The organism is Shewanella sp. TB7-MNA-CIBAN-0143 (assembly GCF_040310065.1).
GTDB lineage: Bacteria > Pseudomonadota > Gammaproteobacteria > Enterobacterales > Shewanellaceae > Shewanella.
Map to the genome: position 1 here is coordinate 24,528 of NZ_JBEOPL010000006.1, position 18,395 is coordinate 42,922.

Genomic DNA, 18,395 nt, shown 5'->3' on the forward strand with positions numbered 1-18,395 from the left:
TACAGTCAGCCGCCAGTACTATGAAATGATCAAAAACATCTGTGAAGGGATAGAATGCAAGCGTTAATGACAAATATGGCTATACCGCGCAGTCTGCAACGTGGCGCCTCTGGAGCCAAACTGTTACTGATTATTGCAGCAACGATGCTTGTTACAGCAGGGCTGACATTTTTTATTATCCGCACTTATATCTTTCCGTCACCGCTTACCCCAGTCAGCTTAAACGCTAAAGAAGAGCAACAATTGGATCAAAAATTGACTCAGTTAGGTTGGCAAGTTGAACCTCGCTCAGCGGTTACAGCATCAAGTGGTGATTCCCGTACTACTGATAATGTTAGTGCAGATAGTGATGAGTTAACCCCTGAAGCGTATCGTGAGTTTGACGCTGATCGGCAAGTGACATTTAGTGAGAAAGAAGTGAATTCGATGATTGGTCGTAATCCTGATTTTGCTCAGCGTGTCGCAATTGATTTTTCTAATAACTTAGCCAGTGCCAAAATGCTGATCCCGATCCCAGACGACTTTCCTATTATGGCTGGGGAGATTTTACGCGTGAATACTGGGCTTGATATTCATCTTGATGCTAATCGTCGTCCAGTTGTTGCGCTAGTTGGCGTGAGCTTAATGGGCGTGCCTATTCCGAATGCGTGGCTAGGAAACATGAAAAACGTTAACTTGGTCGGTGAGTTTGGCGATCGTGGCTTTTGGAATGCTTTTGCTGATGGTGTTGATGATATTGAAATTCGTGATGGTGAGTTGTCGATCAAACTGCGCAAGTAAATATTGTAAGTCGTTGGTGTTTTTAAAAGTGGGCGTTGATATCAAGCCCACAACTTAGTATTTATTTATGACTGAACTGTTCTGGGCTTGTTCATTCGAAGTGTGGCTCATTCGAAATACGGTTCACTATATGCGCGACTATTGTCGATGATACTCTTTTCAATCCGACGATAGCTAAGTGCGATAAAGTACCTTCACCACATGCCAGCCAAATTTGGTTTTGACGAGGTGCGGCGTAATGAGCTCGCCGTTGAAACAGACTTTATCGAATGGTGGCACCATTTGACCTTTTTTAAATTCACCCAAATTGCCGCCGCTTTTGGCCGAAGGACAGCTAGAATGTTTTTTGGCTAAAACATCAAATTTAGCACCGTTATTAAGCTGCTTAATGATGTCTTCAGCCTGAGTTTGGTGTTTAACTAAAATATGTAATGCTGCTGCGGTTTTGGCCATGTTGGTGCCTGTATTTATTTGTTTGAATGGGTAGAGCAATGTTTAGCGCGACATTATACCTGCTTAGTCGACCAAATTGGCATGATAATCTAGCAATAATTTGCTCTGTTATGGGGCATGGCCTGTTACTGTTTGCTCTCCTTATCGATTGAACATCTACATGGATCCTATAAAGTAGATGCATGCTAGTAAAATGCCGCAAGCAAATAACAAAAAAGGAAATTTTTAATGCTTAAGCGAATCATACCCTTATGTATAGCGAGTGCGATGACAATGGCTACACCAGTTAATGCAGAAGAAGACAAATATATTTGGTTAGAAGATGTTGAAGGCGCTAAGCCGCTGGCGTGGGTTAAGCAGCAAAATGCTGTGTCTGCAACACACATTAAGGCTTACTCAGGTTTTGATAACTTAGTCTCAAACAGCCTAGAGATTTTAAACGATAAAGCCCGTATTCCTTATGCCACTCGTATTGGCGATTATTTGTATAATTTTTGGAAAGACGAAATCCACGAGCGTGGTATTTATCGTCGTACCACACTGGCGGAATATGCTAAGGCTGAACCCAACTGGGAAACCGTGCTTGATATCGATGCCCTTGGCAAAGCAGAGGGGGTTAATTGGGTATTTAAGGGCATTGAATGCCAATATCCACAGAACGAGCGCTGCTTTGTGTCGTTGTCTCGTGGGGGCGCAGATGCCGCTGAGGTGCGAGAATTTAATTTAACCGCAAAAGCGTTTGTCGACAGCACTCAAAAGCCGTTTGTGTTGGCTGAAGCTAAGTCAAGGTTAAGCTGGATTGATAAAGATACCGTGTTTGTCGGAACTGATTTTGGTGATGCGCAAAGCATGACGGATTCAGGCTATCCAAGTGTGGTTAAATTATGGAAACGCGGCACACCGTTGTCTGCAGCCAAATTAGTGTTTAGAGGTGATAAAGCCTCAGTTGCCGTGTCGGGTTATGTGATGTTTGATGATAAAACACCGCTGAATATTGTCACAGAAAGTTTATCCTTCTACACCGCTAAACATTATGTTTATCAAGATAGTAAGTTAGTGTCGCTGCCTATTCCTAAAGATGCCGATTTAAAAGGTTACTTTAAAGGTCAGCTATATATAGAGTTAAAAAGCGATTTAGTCACCCCCAAAGGTACTTTCAAACAAGGTGCCATTGTTTACACACCCGTTGATAAACTCATTGCGCAAAAACCTGAGTTTAGTGAACTGGTATCGCCAACGAAGCATGCTTCAATTTCACAAGTCGCATTTAGCCAGAATGCCATTTTTGTCACTTGGCTAGATGATGTAAAAAGCAAACTTGTACGATACATGCAAAACGATAAAGGTGAGTGGCAAAGCAAACCTGTGCCATTTGAAGCCAATGGCACCTTAAGTGTGTTTGATGTTGAACGTGATAGTGATGATTTTTTTGTTAATTACACCAGCTTTTTAGAACCAGCCAGTTTATATCGCTTAAATGGTGCCAGCTTAAAAGCCGATAAAATTAAAGCAATGCCGCAACAATTTAGCGCCGATAAGTTTGTCACGAAACAGTACTTTGTTAAGTCAAAAGACGGCACAAAAGTGCCTTATTTTGTGGTGATGGCTAAAGACATTAAACTCGATAGTAGTAACCCTACATTACTTTATGGTTATGGCGGTTTTGAAGTATCGCGCTTACCAGCCTATTCGGCCACTATTGGTAAAAATTGGTTAGAGCAGGGCGGTGTTTATGTACTTGCTAACATTCGCGGTGGTGGAGAATACGGCCCAGCCTGGCATCAAGCAGCGTTAAAGCAACATCGTCATAAAGCGTATGAAGACTTTGAAGCCATTGCCGAAGACTTAATTGCTCGTAAAATTACGTCAAGCAAGCATCTTGGTATTCAAGGTGGTAGTAACGGTGGTTTGTTAATGGGCGCAGCATTTACTCGTCGTCCTGAACTGTATAACGCCGTAGTGTGCCAGGTGCCATTGTTGGACATGAAGCGCTACAACAAGTTATTAGCCGGTGCCAGTTGGATGGGAGAATACGGTAATCCTGATATCGAAGAGGAGTGGGCATACATTAAAACCTATTCGCCATATCACAATTTAAAACAAGGGGTTAAATACCCTAAAGTGTTCTTTACTACGTCAACACGTGATGACCGTGTACACCCAGCGCATGCGCGTAAAATGGTGGCGAAAATGGAAGACATGGGCATAGATGTGTTGTATTTTGAGAACATTGAAGGTGGCCATGCTGGCGCGGCAGACAATACCCAGGCCGCCGAGTTAAGTTCAATGGTTTACGCATACTTAATGCAACAGCTTCGTTAAATTTATCAGTAGCCAGTGTTGAATAAAAAAGGGTTTCAGTGCTGCTGAAACCCTTTTTTTGTTTTCAATATTCACAGCTGTACAGCGTTAAACTGTTTATCTAAGCGGTGCATACCCAGTTTTGTATATTCAAGCCGTGCTGCGAAAATGATAAAAAGAGCCGCAGTGTAATACTGCGGCAAATAGCCTGAAGCTAATGAGCACAAGTGGTCTTCTCTCGCCATTAGCCGGGGGGAGGCTGAATGATGATTAATTGCTAGGGTCAATCAACTCAATTTCATTACTGGCAAGCGCGCCCTTAATTTGGACCGCAACCTTATAAATCATTTCAGCATTTGCCGATGCTTTACTTTGTAAGTCGAGATCGCTCACATTAAAAGTATATTTTCCCGCAGTATCTGTCGCTTCTAATGTGCCTGTACAGCTGTCGGTGGCTGTACTATCACATTGATAGTTTTGAGTGACATGCCAACGTTTCCAAGCCTTAGGCTTTATGGACGGTGAGGCTGGGTCAGGAAAACCAAAATACACAATATCGTAATCGGCTACGTTAATCAGCGCTTCACCTTCGCTATTGGCAACGGTGAATGATAGTGCGCCAGTGATGGAGTCAAATGTGTCGAGTTTAACCACCACAGTGCTGGCATCATCAATACTCACGCCATCAACAACAGGCGGTACAACGACTACTGGTGGCACAACAACAGGGGGAATAACTACCACCGGTGGCTCAGTGACAACTTCGTCATCATTGTCGCTATTACAGCCAAAGATTAACAATGAACTCGCTAATATGGCGCTAAGATATTTAACCTTCATGATGCGCTCCTTAATTGTAATGCCCTGTGTGACAAGTGGTACATTCCATATCTGTTTTCACGCTGGCTGCAGAGCCCATAGTTTCGGTAACGCCATGACAAGACTGACATGCTTGCGCTTCTACAGACGGTTTTGCTTCTGCTAATACTGAAATATCTTCACCGCCATAGGCACGATTGAGTAAATCAACAATATAAAAAGCCATGCTGGCAGAGAGGCGTTTGCAACGTTCACCTTTTAATGCAAAAGGCTTTCCAGATGCCGCAGACCAATTACTAATAGATGAATGGCACAGTGGGCTGTTGGCAATAGAGGTTTTACCTACTTCGAGTGATTTATCGGCTGTAGAACCAATCCCCGCAATGAACTCAGCAGATGATAACGGTAAATCGTTGGTTTCGTAGTAACGGAACGATGCACCAATAATGGCGCTGTTTTGACCATTAATATCGTCAAGGAAATTAATCAACATACCGGCAGCATTAAGGTTGCCACATAATGTTCCCTGGCCTACCACGCCTGCCCAACCATAGCCTGCTAATGCGGTAGGGATAGTGGCAAACTTACTGGCGTCTACGCTGCCAGATGCCGCTAGCATAGTCACAATGGCGTGAAACACTTGGTGCATACAACCGCCACCCGTTTCATAGGCAAGTTTTGCTGTTTGCATCGCATCAAGTGGCGCATATTTAAGTTTTTCACCAAGTTCTAAACGGTAGTTGCCATCTGCGTCTGTGGCAGCAAATGCAGATGTGCCTAATAACGTTGCCCCAGCTGCTGCAGTGCTTAAACCAATAATTTGTGTCAATGCTTGACGTCTGTTTATGCTCATAATAATCACCCTTTACTCATCGTTATTTTATTATTCCCAATCTCTAGTGTTGGGGGTTTTGAGTTGCTAGTAAAAATGGGTTAGCAACTTGATGTGGTAACAATAAGCAATGGAGCAATTAAAGATGTGATTCAAGACAGATAAAAATAGCGGCTTGAAATGAGGTTTTTTAGTGATTGTGGCATCGATTTATTGAAGCTGAATGTGCTTAACGTCATAGGATTTTGTGATGTGAGTCTCACTATTTTGCACATTTATGCATTTTTGCAGCCGTTTAGTGTGTTTTTAAAATCATGAAATGACGTGATGTCGCTCGCAAATTTATCAGTTTGCACATTTAAAGACTTACTTTTACTAAGGAATAAAGCGCTTAGGTATAAGGATCACAGATTTCATAAGATTTTATGCATACACTTCAGTATGTCGAAGTTAGGTCAATTATTGAGGCGGTCTACATGCAATTGGGACATTGCAGGTTCAGTGTCGACAAAGGGGAGTTAATTAACCAGGAAACCGGAGTGGTGTGGCATCTTCCCAGAGCCGAGTTACATGTGCTGACATTATTGGTCGAGTATCAAGGGAAAGTTGTTGCTAAACCATTATTAGAGTCGGGTCATGAAGACGATTCACATTTGAGTTCAGCGTCAGTCGCCAGGGCTATTTTTACCTTACGCTCTTTTCTTGGACCACAATATGAAACGCTTATCGAAACAGTAAAAGGCCAAGGTTATTTGCTGAGGCATCATCGTGCCCGTAAAGAATCCAACAATAAATTAGCCCGCGTAGTCATTCGGCCATTACAAGCTTTGCTGGTGGTCATTGCAGTTGTTAGCGTGTCGCTGGTAAGCCTATGGTGGTTTAATCAATTTGGCCATTCTATCAATCCAACCATGCCGCTTAGCATTGAAACAGTGACTTTAGATTCGGGCCAGCAAGTCGATGTGATTCTGTATTCACCTTCAAACACCAATAATGAGTTACTGATTGGTCAAGGACAACTGCTCACACAAAGTTTATTAGGTTGTGCTGAAACGGTATGGAATAAAGCTTTTTTATCGTTATCTCATGACAAGCAAGTACTGAACATTACCCTCAGAGGTGATTATTTGGGCCAGTCTATTATTCGTAATTTAAAAATTAGCGACTTACGCCAACCTAAGCGATTTATCAATTCAGCATGGCTTGAACAAGTGAACATTTGCGACTCATTACCTGTTCGACTCGCTTCATCTCATCGATCTCAGGGGCATTAGTACAATGGCAAGAAAAGGATTATGGGTAATCAATATTGTCATTCTATTGTGTTTGCTGGCCAGTATTGGCGGCATTTACTCGTTAACATCCAAGACTCCGAGTTTTATGCTGAGCTGTAGTTCAGAACTGTTTAATCATGAAGTTGGCGCTGCAGATAGCGATCATTATTTATTGGTCGATCTCGTCTCTAAAGATGGTTTAGCCCAAATTAATTACCGCTATTATGACTTAGAGGGCAATTCAGCTGGCACATTAGCGATGACGGGTAGAGTGAATAGAATTGATGCTCAAAGGCAAATGTACGATATTTCAGTGACCACTAAACAAGAGTATTTAGGTGGGAGCAGTCTCGATATACCGGCACATTATGAATATTTATCGTATGTGAGTGGAATAAATTTAAACAAGAATGGTATGCACTCATTAAGTCTTCAGGTGTTGGAACGCAATGAAAATAAAGATTATGCAGTGGTATTATTTCAGCCGAGTAATACCGTGTGTGGCTGTCGTTTGGTGCATTAATTTATGCAAACAAAAAGGTCGATGCAATGCATCGACCTGTTAAGTATTTAACCCGAGCTCGGGTTATTTATGCTTTAACCGAGTGTAAGGTTACTTTTTCCACTTCAGTTGCTTGGGGCTGAACCTGAGCTTTAGTCTGAGTTAACTCCCCAACAGGTAAAATAGTGCGACCATATTCAGCGTTAAGCACTTGGGCCATGGCAAAGTAAATAGCGCTTGCTCCGCAAAAAATACCTTCAAATCCTGCAATAGTGCCAAGCAGTGCATTACCGGTAAAGTCGCGTGCGGCCAATAAGAAAAACAGGATGGTTAATGAACCAAATATTACTTGTTTTGCCCGAGGGTAACGTAACGATCCCACAAACATAAAGGCAGTAAAGGTGCCCCACAACGTTAAATACCAACCCATAAAGTGTGCTGGACTGGCGGCTACGCCCATATTTGGCATTAAAATAATACCCACTAAGGTTAACCAAAATAAGCCGTATGAAGTAAACGCGGTGGTGCCGAAGGTATCGCCACGCATAAAGCACATCATGCCGACAATCACTTGGCCAATGCCACCGTAGAAAATCCCCATTGCGAGGATCATCGAATCAATTGGAAAATAGCCAGCATTATGGATATTGAGCAGTATGGTTGTCATGCCAAAGCCCATTAATCCTAATGGTGCAGGATTCGCTAATTTTGTAGACATCATGTTCCCTTAATGGAAAGTTTTAACGCCGATATAACGTCGCTAAAGATTAATTTACACCCCGATTGGGCAAGGCGCGCATTTTAGAGAAAGCGTCTACGGGTAGCAATAAGCAGCAATAGGGATGAATAGCTAATCGTAAAGCAAGTTATTCATTATTAAAAACAATGACTTAATTTATATTTTGTATTTAATAGTGTAAAGCTAAACTTAATTTTTCCAATAAGTTATTTAAATTCAAACAGATACTGAAAGCACATGCGAGTGGGGTGATATTGTGCAAGTTGTTGCGGTTAGTGCGACAGGTATCAAAAATAGCATTGTTCTGCTATTCACTAGGGCGGTTAAGTTGTGACTGATGCGGAGTATTCTGTGATGTAAGCGATACAAATTCACTAAGTTTGTTGTTGCTTGCAAAAATAACATTTACAGCAAAAATCATCTCTATGGTCAATAATTTATGACTAACTCCGGCTCTCTTCTGTTATAACGTTGAGCATTATACCAACCATTTTCACCTGCTCGATGACATAATCTATCGCTATGTTTGGTCGCTGATGACAACTCATTTGTTTGATTTGTGTCCTAGACCACAGACGTGCTTTCGCGTGATAGCTAGTCTGTAGTTAGGCTTTAATTAAAACCACATTAAATATACCAACATCATTGTGGTTTATTGGTATCGGAGGTTATATGCAACATAGGTTTATCACTACTGTATTAGGGACTTTAAAGCCTAATCTTCTGCAATCACTTGCTCAAGTTAGCCGTGAAATAGGCGCAAGTTGGGAAACCAGTAAAGTCATTAAACTCGACGGACAATTTGTGGCCATGATGCGGGTAATGATAGATGTCGATAAAGAAGCGGCGTTAAAACAAGCATTAGAACAGCAGTTTTCACAATTAACGTTTGTCTACGCTGAGTACGATCATGAAGCTAAACATCTATCGCCAGAATGTAAACTCACTTTAGATTGCAATGATCGCTCGGGCTTAACCCATGACATGAATCAAATTTTAGCGGATCTTGAAGTCAGCGTAGACCACCAAGAATGTTACCGTGTACAAGTCACTAGTTTAGGTAAAACGGTGTACAGCGCTAAGCTGACATTAAGATTACCGGAGAATGTGACTATCGCACTGTTAATTTCCCAGCTTGAAACATTAAGCGATAATATTCGAATAGAAGTTAACTAACCTTCTCTTAATCTGGGCAATCGTTCATCGTTCATCGTTTTAGGCAGTGGCTTCGATTCACAAAGGGTTAGTTATCCTTTACGGAGGTTAGCTAAACACCACTTTGTTTCTGCCACTGCTTTTGGCTTGATATAACGCACTGTCGGCGAGATCGATAGCTTGCTCTATCGTTATGTCTTGGTTACTGAGTTCAACGACCCCAAAACTGGCGGTTACGCTAATTTGCTGGCCGCAATACACAATAGGTGTTTGGTTAATCATGGCTCTTAATCGCTCGGCAACATTGATAGACTCTTGATAATTGCTGCGCTCGATCAATATAACAAACTCTTCACCGCCCATGCGGCCGATTAAGTCGTCTTTTTTTATATGTTGTTTAATTAACTGGGTAATGCTGATTAATACTTGATCGCCGCCAGCATGGCCGAACTGATCGTTAATGGCTTTAAACTTATCAATGTCCCAGTAAATGAGGCATGCATGTTGCGGCTGCTTTTGTAGCTCAAGTAATTTTTGTTTTGCGTGGCTATAAAATCCCCGACGATTAAAGCAATCAGTCAATGAATCTGTCATCGCCAGCAACTTCATTTCTTCGGCCAAATCAGAAGCCAGCATATAAATCACAAATACTGACATACCAACATAAGCCGCAGGTAGGGCGGTAAAGTTAACAATGGCGTAGAGCTTGATAAGTTCCACATCCATCTCTTTACCTTGGAATAGCGCGATACTCGCTGCAACAAATATGCACATGGCAAATATGAAATGCATTAACGACGCACCAATTTCGGCTGGCCGTGATTTGGTGCGATGCTTGATGATCACCACACTAGTGATCATCAACAGCAGCACATCAACGTATAAATACAACGACATTCTTAAGCCTAGATGTGGGCTAATATAAGTAAAGTAATAGGTTAGCGCCATCCCACATATGCCTAGGCCAAGCAATGTTGCAGGGTGGATTTTAGTGTTAGTGCGTAAACAATGTCCCCATGTCCCGAGCACCACCGACAGCATGGATACACTGCAGCCGATCATCCAATACAGGTTATGAGAAAGAAATAGGCTTTTAAATAAACTATTAGCCCACAGCACAGTCGAGGCTAAAAAAGACAAAGAAAACATCAACGCATATTTTTGCTTACCCATGGTTTGCCAGGTCATGAAAAAGATTATCGACAGCAAAATGCTAGAAAAAAACAAGGTGATTAAAATATACGTAAACGGACTTTCCATATGGTGACTTCCTAGCTTATGGCTTTGTTTATATAAACCCAAAACGAAGCTATGTTTACTCGAATTAGACTGAGGATTGCAGTGTTTGTTGGTAATAAATAACCGATGGATGACAACAAATACTACAGTGTTTATCAACTGTAGACGGCAATAGCAGCCTTAGCCAATAGGGATAAGATAATAGCCTTTAGGTGGTTAATTAATCAGCAATAATGAGCGTTAAGCTGTGGTGAGTTGTTTTATCGCTTGCTCGGTTAGCGCTTCGGTATATGGGTTGATTTTGAAATGCTCAACACTCCAACCTTTAATAAAACGCTGGAAATCAGCCCAGGCTAAACAATATAAAGGTCGCCATGCCTGTTGTACCTCAAGCGGATTGATTAGCGGATGACATTCGGCTAGGCCTTGGGTTAGCGCGGCAAAATAATGATTAAGATAGCCATTAATTAACGCTTCTGGTTCGTGATAGTTCAATACACTGCTTAACAACATGATCACGTCTTTCATGCCGCAACCTTGGCCGATATATTGAAAATCGACTGCTGCAGCATGGTCATCCTGACTAAAACAAAAGTTAGCTAATTTGGCATCTCCATGCACCAAGGTTTGAAATGGACATTGTTTCAAGGCATCGTCGATGAGATGGGCTGCCGACTTAAGCGGGCTGTCGGCTAAAGCGGCTAACTCGTCTGGTCGTGTATCTAGATGCCAGTATGTGCCGACAGGCCAAAGCCCTTTTGGCTCTACGTGCATGTATTTAGCATGAAAATGCCCTAACCACGTTAAACAAGCGAGTACGGTTTCTGATGTGGTGGTTTTTCTTACTTGAGTAAATCCCAGGGTATGCAAGTCTTGTAACACTAACAGGGTTTCATTGGCTTGTTGGTCTACATAAAAACAACGCGGCAGAGGACTGAATCTCTGCTGTGTATGAAGATTTGCATAGTGCTGATACCAATTCACTTCCACTTGGTACGACTGCAATTTACGATGATGCGACAGTGGCGTGTTCCAACCTCTAGGATGCGATTCCTGTTGAGGTAAACAGATATATTTCACAATCACTGACGAGTACGATTTACCCGTTACATAAGCCCTAAATAACTGACCATAACCACCCCAAAGCGGTTGAATCGCTTCAATATGAGTGATTCTATCTGCCGAAATCGCCTGACTAATTGTTTGTAAAATACTATTTGGAATTTTCAAAGCTATCTCGTTAAGGCTGTTTCTGGCTAATGTGAAGCAAATTGCTCATTATCCATCGTTTAGCATCCATCATTTATTCAACTTATAAAGTCGGGCGATGCAAATCAAAACGTAACTCGTCAGAAATACCATAATAAGCCGATGGTCCACCTGCGCGCAAAACAGGCTCAGCTAATGCTGTTTGATAAATTCCTTCTGGGCTCAGCAAGTGTTTTTCAATGTGTACAGCTACAACCTCACCAAGCACTAACCAAGTATCAATTTTGTCACCATTAGCTGCGGTTAACTGAATGCATTGCGACAGTTTGCATTCGAAGCTGACCGGGCTTTGTGCAATGCGGTCAGCCTTAACAATGTTGCCTGCTATTGGTGTCAATCCGGCAAATTCAAACTCATCAGTGCCACGGGGTAATGCTGCAGAGGTTTGATTCATTTGCGCGGCTAAACTGCGGGTAGTTAAGTTCCATACAAACTCGCCAGTTTCAACAATGTTGGCGACGCTGTCTTTCCAACCTGTACTGGCAAAGCCGATAATTGGCGGATCGTAATTAAAGCAGTTAAAGAAGCTATAAGGCGCTAGATTTCGCTGGCCTTGAGCATTGCGAGAGGCAATCCAACCAATGGGACGTGGGCCTATAATGGCATTAAGTGGGTTATGTGGCAGACCATGACCTTTGCTGGGTTCATAAAAATAGCGATTATCAGCACTCATATTTTACCTTATTTATATTGTTGGGCTTGTTATAGCGGTATCAAATATTACGATGATTTAAATTGGATGGCTCAATTTTATAGCTCAATTTGATTGTTCAATTTATGAATCAACGCGATAGGCAAATATTACCATATCAATTATGGTATCAGTGCCGTCCACAATAAGCGTAAACCTACCACGATCATTAAACTGAGGATGATTTTTTTAAACTGTTTTTCATCAAACTTATCTTGAATGCGCAGTCCAAGTTTTACCCCAATCCAAGCAATGGGCGCCAATGATGCAGAGACTAATAAGTTACTAAGGTTAATTTGCCCTAGCATGCTGTAGGGAATTAACTTTACTGCATTCACAACCGCAAAAAATACCACCGCAGTGCCTAAGTATTCTGTTTTGGGCAAACGCAGTGGGATTAAATAAGCATTTAATGGCGGCCCACCGGCATGAGCAACAAAGCTGGTAAAGCCAGCAATTGTGCCGCAAACTCGGCCGATAAAAGAGGATGGTTTTCGTTGTGACCATTCTCCTAATGTCAAACCATAAACACCAAATCCTAACGAAATAACCCCTAATAAGCCGCGTAAATACTGCTCGTTAAGTTGATCAAATAGCAGATAAGCCACCACAATACCGATAATGGCCGCAGGCAACAAAATCCACAGTTGGGTCGTATTTTGTTTTCCCCACCAAGAGCGCACACTTAAAAAATCCATGTAAACCAATAGCGGTAACATCACTGCCGCGGCTGCTGCAGGGCTAATGGCCAAGGCAAGTAAAGGCACGGTTAATCCGCCTGCACCGCCAGCAAAGCCTGATTTTGACATCCCGGTGATTAATACCGCTGGAATAGCGACTAACCAAAACAATGGATCTGTTAACACTGACGTTCCTCGCGATGTTAATCAGTTAATAACTATTGGGCAAATAGCTGATCATTAATATTTTATTCTTTAAAATAAAAAGCTTAACTTTATGTGTGGTTTAACTGAAGTCGAATAAGCTGGAATCATAGCACCAGCGCCCATTAATCAGACAATAAATTAATAGAACATTTAGCTTTATATTAGTAGGTGGTTAAGTGATTGTGATTAGATTAAGAATTAGCAGACCGCAACAAGAAGGGGGAGCGTTGCTCATCTGGATGGTGTAAAAGTTTTTGCTTTAACGCCTCAAACTCAAGTGGTTTATCAAATAAATAGCCTTGTAAATAATGAATACCTAAAGCTGTAAGTGTGTTGGCTTGTTGCTGGTTTTCAACACCTTCAGCAACAATGCGGTAGCCAAGGCCATGAGACATCACCATTACCGCTTTAACAATATCAATGCCATTAAGGTGCAGGTTATTGATAAAAGAACGGTCGATTTTAACGGTATTAACATGCAAATCTTGGATCACTGATAATGACGAATAACCGGTGCCAAAATCATCGATTGAAATCATAAAGCCAAGTAATTGTAATGCTTTAACCATGTTGATTAATTTAAGCTTATCTTGGGAAAAAACCGATTCAGTAATTTCTAAATGTACTTTACTTGGATTTACATGGTACTGGTTAATAATTTGATGAACTTTATTAACAAAATCAATATCTTCAAATTGAATCACAGACACATTAATGCATATTGCTAATTGCGGCTTTAACAAATGTAGCACTGCCAGCTGACGCACCGACTCTTCAAGTACCCAGTAGCCGATCTGTTTAATGGCGCCATTTTTTTCAGCTAACGGAATAAACACGTCAGGTGGAATATTATTGCCTTCAAATTCCCATCGGAGTAACGCTTCAACAGAGGCAATATCACCAGTAGTGGAATCAATAATGGGTTGAAACATTAAGCGTAATTGTTGCTCGGCAATTGCTTGGGCAATCCCTTTACTTAAATGCATTTCATGCTTTATTTTCTGCTCTAGCTCACCACTAAACATCACGTAGTCATCGGTACCACCAATTTTACGGCTATACATCGATAGATCGGCCAAACTGATTAAATCTGATATTGATTGACCATGTTCAGGATACATAGCAATGCCAATAGAACAGTCCATATTAATCACATGTTGCGTGGTTAAAATAGGCTGGTTGATATGCTTTTTTAACATGATCGCAAGTTCTTCAAAGCGATAAAGCGGCGTTTGATGAGCCATAATAATAAATTCGTCACCGCCCCAGCGACAAATAATTTCATCGTGCTGGCAAGCTTGTTTAATTCGCTTTACTACTTCAGTAAGTACTTCATCACCAACCCTATGCCCGAAATTATCGTTTACCTGTTTAAAACCATCTAAATCGAGGAAGAAAATAGCATATTGATTGTCGGTTTCTATTTGCGATAACTGTAGTTTGGCGGCAGCTAAAAATGAGCGTCGATTGAGTAATTGAGTCAGTGAGTCGTGTTGGCTTAGTTCAATAATTTTCTGGGTTCTTTGTTGAATCTTATGTTCCATGGTTTTTAATAACTGATTATGTTCGTTACGTAATAAAATAGAATTTTTAGTAAAATTAGCAGCAGCATTGGCTACCGATAACATAACTGCAGCATAAGCTAAGCCTAAACAGCCTAATAATAGATGGGCAGGATTATCACCAAGAATCATTTGCAACGAGAAGGGAGCTAATAGCATTAGGGTGTAAATTTGCGATAATAACTTGTTGCCAGATAATACCGTAGCAGCACCGCCAGCCATTGCAGATACAATGACCAAAGAAGAAAATAACTCATCAATACTCGATGTGTTATAAAAATAAATACAGTAAAAGGCCCAAAGACACGCAGTTAATAATACACCTGCACCAAAACGATATAAGTCATTTTGGCAACTGAATAGACCTTTATTAGCACGCCGAAACCATAAAGCCGTATCGATAATGCGAAAACAAACAACCGCAGATAAACATAACCACCAGATGAATTTATAATGAACCGTCGAATGTTCCTCAAACCCAAAAGCTAGCCCAGCCGAAGCTGCAATAGTAATGGCAATGCCCGGAATCGCATTTTGGTATAACAACTTTAGGTGGTCGTTTAAAACATGTGGATCATTAACCTGCATTTGCATCAATAAGTTTACCGTCATTACGAGGGAATACTAATAAGTATACGTCCAATGCTTAAAAATACTACTTTCGTGATGATTTAAAGGAACGAAAAATGCTAGCTAATTTAAGTATCGATTTATCATTAACTTAAGTGTAATTAAGTTATTTTTTATGGATTAATTTCCATAAAAACAGACTAGCCAATATGGGGATGATGTGTGATTCTGTTATCTAAACTCGTTATTTAGCGGAAAATATCGTCATGATCGAACTGTGCGAGTGGCAACAGCAGGGGCAATTTTTGTCTATTAACGATCAGCAGATCTTTACTCGTCAAGCGGGTGATAGAACGGCACCAGCGTTATTGCTAATTCATGGTTACCCTAGCGCAAGTTGGGATTGGGAAGGTATGTGGCATGAGTTAACTCAACACTATTTTGTGGTAACTCTTGATATGTTGGGTTTTGGATTTTCAGACAAACCCAAAAGTGTTGATTATTTAATCAGTCAGCAAGCCGATATTTATGAAGCTGTTTTACAGCAGTTTGGCGTTAGCCATTATCATATTTTAGCCCATGACTACGGTGATACAGTCGCGCAAGAATTATTAGCAAGACAACTTGATGGCAGCAGTACATTGTGCATCAACAGTGTGTGTTTTCTTAATGGAGGTTTGTTCCCAGAAACCCACAAACCTTTGCTTATTCAAAGCTTGCTACTGTCTCCATTAGGGAGCGTGGTAGTCAAACTAATGAGTAAACAAAAATTTGCTGCTAATTTACAACGTATATTTGGGCCATCGACACCGCCTAGGCCACAGGTTATTGACACATTATGGCAATTGCTTAATCACAATAATGGTATCGCGGTAATGCATAAAGTCATTAGCTATATCACCCAACGTAAACAACATCGTGAACGTTGGGTTGGGGCGATTATCAACAGTACAATACCGATCAAGTTGATCGCAGGGGCTAAAGATCCGATCTCTGGTCAACACATGATCGATCATTATCGTAAATTGATTCCTCATGCAGATGTAACCGAACTGTCTACGCTGGGACATTACCCACAAATCGAAGATGCCAATGGAATTACAGCTGCCTATATGCAATTTAGGTTAAGTCGTACAAAGTAGATGAGTGAAAGGGGGCAGTAAAATTAATGCCTGTTATATCATCGAATAAGGTGAAGTATTCAGTTAGCTCTAGACGAGGATGTAGCGAAATCTATCATTGGATAATAAGCACTTTGGGCTATTTTTAGGTGGTGGCTCCATTGTGATAATTTACAGTAATATATCTGTTTTTCTTTAAGAGCAATGAACAGGTACTAAGTGTGTAAAATGATGTCTTTAATGATAATTTCAGATGTTTGTTCAGTGCTTATTTTAGGTGTTTGGAATAAATAACCTTGTAAAAAAATAGGCTTAAATTGACGTAAATAATCTAGCTGCTCTTTGGTTTCAACCCCTTCAGCAACAACATCAATATCGAGTTTATGAGCAAGTGCGACAATGCTTTCATAAATCCCTGCGCTTTTTTTATCATTAACAGCATCATTTAAAAATTCACGATCAATTTTAATTTTGTCTACTTTTAGATGTTTTAGTCGGCTTAATGACGAATAACCTGTCCCAAAATCATCAATCATGACTTTAATGCCCATCGTATTAAGTGCGTCAATTCTGTTGGTTGTTTCTGTAAAATTTGCGATTAACGAGCTTTCTGTAATCTCAAACTCAATATTAATATGATCAAATGTAGAGATGATTTTTTGAGTGTTAACCAGAAAATTCACGTCTAAAAATTGTTTAACTGATACGTTTATCGCGATAAATTGATCTCGTTTTAAAAACCGACTTCCTTCTGCCAACGTTGTTTTTAGCAGCCATTTAAAAAAGTCTTCCGATAGACCAATGTCTTCAGCAAGGTTAATAACCAGTTCTGGATTAATATGTGTTCCTTGCAAATTCCAGCGTGTCAGTGTTTCATAACCCTCTATTGCTCCAGACACAGCGCAAGCGATAGGTTGATAGACTAAATATAGTTGTTCGTTTTGAATGGCCAGCTTAAGTTGCGAGGATAGTCGATAGCGTTCAGAGATTTTTGGCCTATTTCATCGGTATAGTAACAAGCTGTATTCAGTTTATTACGTTTTGCTTCATACATTGCACAATCTGCTGCAATTAATAATTCTTGAACGGAGTTACCATGCTGTGGTGAAAGTGCGACACCCATGCTGAAGCTCATATCAATGCTGCGACTATTGATGCTAAATGGTTCGTTTTGACACTTAAAGAGCCGATTAATCAGTGACTCTATATTGGTTGTTCCTTGAGGAAAACCTGCAATTATTAAAAATTCATCGCCGCCAAGTCGAGCCACTATCTCATCATTTCTTATAATCGAAGCTAGCTTTTCACCCACCTTTTTAATGAGTATGTCGCCCGCTTCATGGCCGTATGAATCATTAACATCCTTGAAGCCGTCTAAGTCCAAAAAAATGACACCAATACTCGTTGATGTTCTATGAGAATTTTGCAGTAATTTATCTAATTGAGACAGCGCTAATGTTCGATTTGGAAGACCAGTTAGTGAATCGTAATACGCGTGATAGGTGATTTCTTTGTTAATCGATTTAATGTCAATGACTCGTCTTATGCCATAAATAGTTGCAGTTAATGCAATCCATAAAAAGCTAAAAATCAACTCATCCATTTCCCAGCTTTCGTGGCTACGAGTAAATTCATAAACTGATTCAACAAATTCGACATTAAACGCGAAAGACAAAATGACCATGATTACCACGAATAATGTGCCAACAATAAAATCAACTCTAGCTCGTTTTTTCATGAGCATGCTGGACTGAGTTTGTGATTTTAGAATGTCTAACTTCATCCAATCTCCAACACTGTGATGCCAATAACATATTGGTTATCTTATAACTATATATTAATATCGCCTGTTTCACGTCAGCCATTTACTCGTTAATAACAAATTATCTTTAATTCTTGCTGAGTGCAGAAGGGAGAGGCTGTATAAAGGCGGATTAATTAAGTGTTGTTATAACCAGGTATTGCAAAATATATTGAATTAAACAAGGCAATGTTATTTAGTTTATCCAAATAAAATCAATAGCTTATTTTATTTCATCCGTTACTGCTTATTCGCCGCTTTAGTAAGAATACGACATAGAGATATTGACAAAAAATGGCACTGGTAAAGCGGCCTAATATTGCTTAATGAGGAGTGCTTTCTTTTTTTGCTTACTCAACACTCAACAGCTGCTAAATATGCAGGGCTACTACACTAAAGC

At 40.6% G+C, this 18,395-nt stretch carries 17 protein-coding genes; 6 read left to right on the top strand and 11 right to left on the bottom strand.

Features of this window, described 5'->3' with window-relative positions:
- The first annotated feature begins 54 nt into the window (after positions 1-54).
- A complete protein-coding gene (locus AAEY97_RS06490; protein ID WP_350997462.1) occupies positions 55-780 on the top strand; it encodes an arginine N-succinyltransferase in 726 nt (241 codons plus the stop codon).
- A 174-nt stretch (positions 781-954) separates the two neighbouring features.
- Here AAEY97_RS06490 and AAEY97_RS06495 read toward each other — a convergent pair whose 3' ends face one another.
- The gene (locus tag AAEY97_RS06495) at positions 955-1,233 is read right to left on the bottom strand and encodes a peptidylprolyl isomerase (RefSeq protein ID WP_011639051.1); all 279 of its coding nucleotides are present in this window, start codon (positions 1,231-1,233) and stop codon (positions 955-957) included.
- 228 nt (positions 1,234-1,461) lie between these two features.
- Here AAEY97_RS06495 and AAEY97_RS06500 point away from each other — a divergent pair, with 228 nt between their 5' ends.
- A complete protein-coding gene (locus AAEY97_RS06500) occupies positions 1,462-3,555 on the top strand; it encodes a prolyl oligopeptidase family serine peptidase (protein WP_350997465.1) in 2,094 nt (697 codons plus the stop codon).
- 249 nt (positions 3,556-3,804) lie between these two features.
- Here AAEY97_RS06500 and AAEY97_RS06505 read toward each other — a convergent pair whose 3' ends face one another.
- Both AAEY97_RS06505 and AAEY97_RS06510 read right to left on the bottom strand, forming a co-directional pair.
- Complete coding sequence (locus AAEY97_RS06505; protein WP_350997468.1) at positions 3,805-4,374, bottom strand: hypothetical protein; 570 nt, start codon at positions 4,372-4,374, stop codon at positions 3,805-3,807.
- Positions 4,375-4,384: 10 nt separating this feature from the next.
- The gene (locus tag AAEY97_RS06510) at positions 4,385-5,206 is read right to left on the bottom strand and encodes a cytochrome c3 family protein (RefSeq protein ID WP_162023987.1); all 822 of its coding nucleotides are present in this window, start codon (positions 5,204-5,206) and stop codon (positions 4,385-4,387) included.
- Between the two features lie 455 nt (positions 5,207-5,661).
- On the opposite strand from AAEY97_RS06510, the gene AAEY97_RS06515 reads away from it, so the two are divergent.
- The gene (locus AAEY97_RS06515) at positions 5,662-6,459 is read left to right on the top strand and encodes a winged helix-turn-helix domain-containing protein (RefSeq protein ID WP_350997471.1); all 798 of its coding nucleotides are present in this window, start codon (positions 5,662-5,664) and stop codon (positions 6,457-6,459) included.
- A 4-nt stretch (positions 6,460-6,463) separates the two neighbouring features.
- A complete protein-coding gene (locus AAEY97_RS06520) occupies positions 6,464-6,982 on the top strand; it encodes a hypothetical protein (RefSeq protein ID WP_350997474.1) in 519 nt (172 codons plus the stop codon).
- A gap of 67 nt (positions 6,983-7,049) precedes the next feature.
- Here AAEY97_RS06520 and AAEY97_RS06525 read toward each other — a convergent pair whose 3' ends face one another.
- Positions 7,050-7,679 (bottom strand): acetate uptake transporter, encoded by a 630-nt coding sequence (locus AAEY97_RS06525; protein WP_182743841.1) that lies wholly within the window; start codon positions 7,677-7,679, stop codon positions 7,050-7,052.
- 693 nt (positions 7,680-8,372) lie between these two features.
- On the opposite strand from AAEY97_RS06525, the gene AAEY97_RS06530 reads away from it, so the two are divergent.
- Complete coding sequence (locus tag AAEY97_RS06530) at positions 8,373-8,876, top strand: glycine cleavage system transcriptional repressor (RefSeq protein WP_182743826.1); 504 nt, start codon at positions 8,373-8,375, stop codon at positions 8,874-8,876.
- Between the two features lie 87 nt (positions 8,877-8,963).
- On the opposite strand, the gene AAEY97_RS06535 is transcribed toward AAEY97_RS06530, so the two are convergent.
- The 5 genes from AAEY97_RS06535 to AAEY97_RS06555 form a co-directional block, all read right to left on the bottom strand.
- Positions 8,964-10,115: a GGDEF domain-containing protein gene (locus tag AAEY97_RS06535; RefSeq protein WP_192114109.1), complete on the bottom strand. Its 1,152-nt coding sequence runs from the start codon at positions 10,113-10,115 to the stop codon at positions 8,964-8,966.
- Positions 10,116-10,334: 219 nt separating this feature from the next.
- Complete coding sequence (locus AAEY97_RS06540) at positions 10,335-11,324, bottom strand: phosphotransferase (protein ID WP_350997478.1); 990 nt, start codon at positions 11,322-11,324, stop codon at positions 10,335-10,337.
- An 82-nt stretch (positions 11,325-11,406) separates the two neighbouring features.
- Positions 11,407-12,036: a flavin reductase family protein gene (locus AAEY97_RS06545; protein ID WP_162023983.1), complete on the bottom strand. Its 630-nt coding sequence runs from the start codon at positions 12,034-12,036 to the stop codon at positions 11,407-11,409.
- Positions 12,037-12,176: 140 nt separating this feature from the next.
- Positions 12,177-12,920, bottom strand: coding sequence for a sulfite exporter TauE/SafE family protein (locus AAEY97_RS06550; protein WP_101085048.1), 744 nt, complete (start codon positions 12,918-12,920; stop codon positions 12,177-12,179).
- Between the two features lie 212 nt (positions 12,921-13,132).
- Positions 13,133-15,115 carry a putative bifunctional diguanylate cyclase/phosphodiesterase gene (locus tag AAEY97_RS06555; protein WP_350997482.1) on the bottom strand — a complete coding sequence of 661 codons (1,983 nt, stop codon included), beginning with the start codon at positions 15,113-15,115 and terminating at the stop codon, positions 13,133-13,135.
- 224 nt (positions 15,116-15,339) lie between these two features.
- Between AAEY97_RS06555 and AAEY97_RS06560 the strand changes: the two genes are divergently transcribed.
- Positions 15,340-16,215, top strand: a complete 876-nt coding sequence (locus AAEY97_RS06560; protein ID WP_350997485.1) for an alpha/beta fold hydrolase — start codon at positions 15,340-15,342, stop codon at positions 16,213-16,215.
- Positions 16,216-16,409: 194 nt separating this feature from the next.
- On the opposite strand, the gene AAEY97_RS06565 is transcribed toward AAEY97_RS06560, so the two are convergent.
- Together AAEY97_RS06565 and AAEY97_RS06570 are read right to left on the bottom strand one after the other, a co-directional pair.
- Positions 16,410-17,183 (bottom strand): EAL domain-containing protein, encoded by a 774-nt coding sequence (locus AAEY97_RS06565; protein WP_350997687.1) that lies wholly within the window; start codon positions 17,181-17,183, stop codon positions 16,410-16,412.
- On the bottom strand, positions 17,117-17,977 hold the full coding sequence (locus AAEY97_RS06570) for a diguanylate cyclase domain-containing protein (protein ID WP_350997488.1): 861 nt from the start codon (positions 17,975-17,977) through the stop codon (positions 17,117-17,119). Before AAEY97_RS06570 ends, AAEY97_RS06565 begins: the two co-directional genes overlap by 67 nt.
- Positions 17,978-18,395: the final 418 nt, after the last annotated feature.

Bases quoted from the DNA above. Each gene is read 5' to 3' on its own strand.
- AAEY97_RS06525 (WP_182743841.1), bottom strand. From the start codon at position 7,679: ATGTCTACAAAATTAGCGAATCCTGCACCATTAGGATTAATGGGCTTT.
- AAEY97_RS06570 (WP_350997488.1), bottom strand. From the start codon at position 17,977: ATGAAGTTAGACATTCTAAAATCACAAACTCAGTCCAGCATGCTCATG.
- AAEY97_RS06560 (WP_350997485.1), top strand. From the start codon at position 15,340: ATGATCGAACTGTGCGAGTGGCAACAGCAGGGGCAATTTTTGTCTATT.
- AAEY97_RS06510 (WP_162023987.1), bottom strand. From the start codon at position 5,206: ATGAGCATAAACAGACGTCAAGCATTGACACAAATTATTGGTTTAAGC.
- AAEY97_RS06490 (WP_350997462.1), top strand. From the start codon at position 55: ATGCAAGCGTTAATGACAAATATGGCTATACCGCGCAGTCTGCAACGT.
- AAEY97_RS06500 (WP_350997465.1), top strand. From the start codon at position 1,462: ATGCTTAAGCGAATCATACCCTTATGTATAGCGAGTGCGATGACAATG.
- AAEY97_RS06555 (WP_350997482.1), bottom strand. From the start codon at position 15,115: ATGACGGTAAACTTATTGATGCAAATGCAGGTTAATGATCCACATGTT.
- AAEY97_RS06520 (WP_350997474.1), top strand. From the start codon at position 6,464: ATGGCAAGAAAAGGATTATGGGTAATCAATATTGTCATTCTATTGTGT.
- AAEY97_RS06495 (WP_011639051.1), bottom strand. From the start codon at position 1,233: ATGGCCAAAACCGCAGCAGCATTACATATTTTAGTTAAACACCAAACT.
- AAEY97_RS06545 (WP_162023983.1), bottom strand. From the start codon at position 12,036: ATGAGTGCTGATAATCGCTATTTTTATGAACCCAGCAAAGGTCATGGT.
- AAEY97_RS06535 (WP_192114109.1), bottom strand. From the start codon at position 10,115: ATGGAAAGTCCGTTTACGTATATTTTAATCACCTTGTTTTTTTCTAGC.
- AAEY97_RS06515 (WP_350997471.1), top strand. From the start codon at position 5,662: ATGCAATTGGGACATTGCAGGTTCAGTGTCGACAAAGGGGAGTTAATT.
- AAEY97_RS06530 (WP_182743826.1), top strand. From the start codon at position 8,373: ATGCAACATAGGTTTATCACTACTGTATTAGGGACTTTAAAGCCTAAT.
- AAEY97_RS06505 (WP_350997468.1), bottom strand. From the start codon at position 4,374: ATGAAGGTTAAATATCTTAGCGCCATATTAGCGAGTTCATTGTTAATC.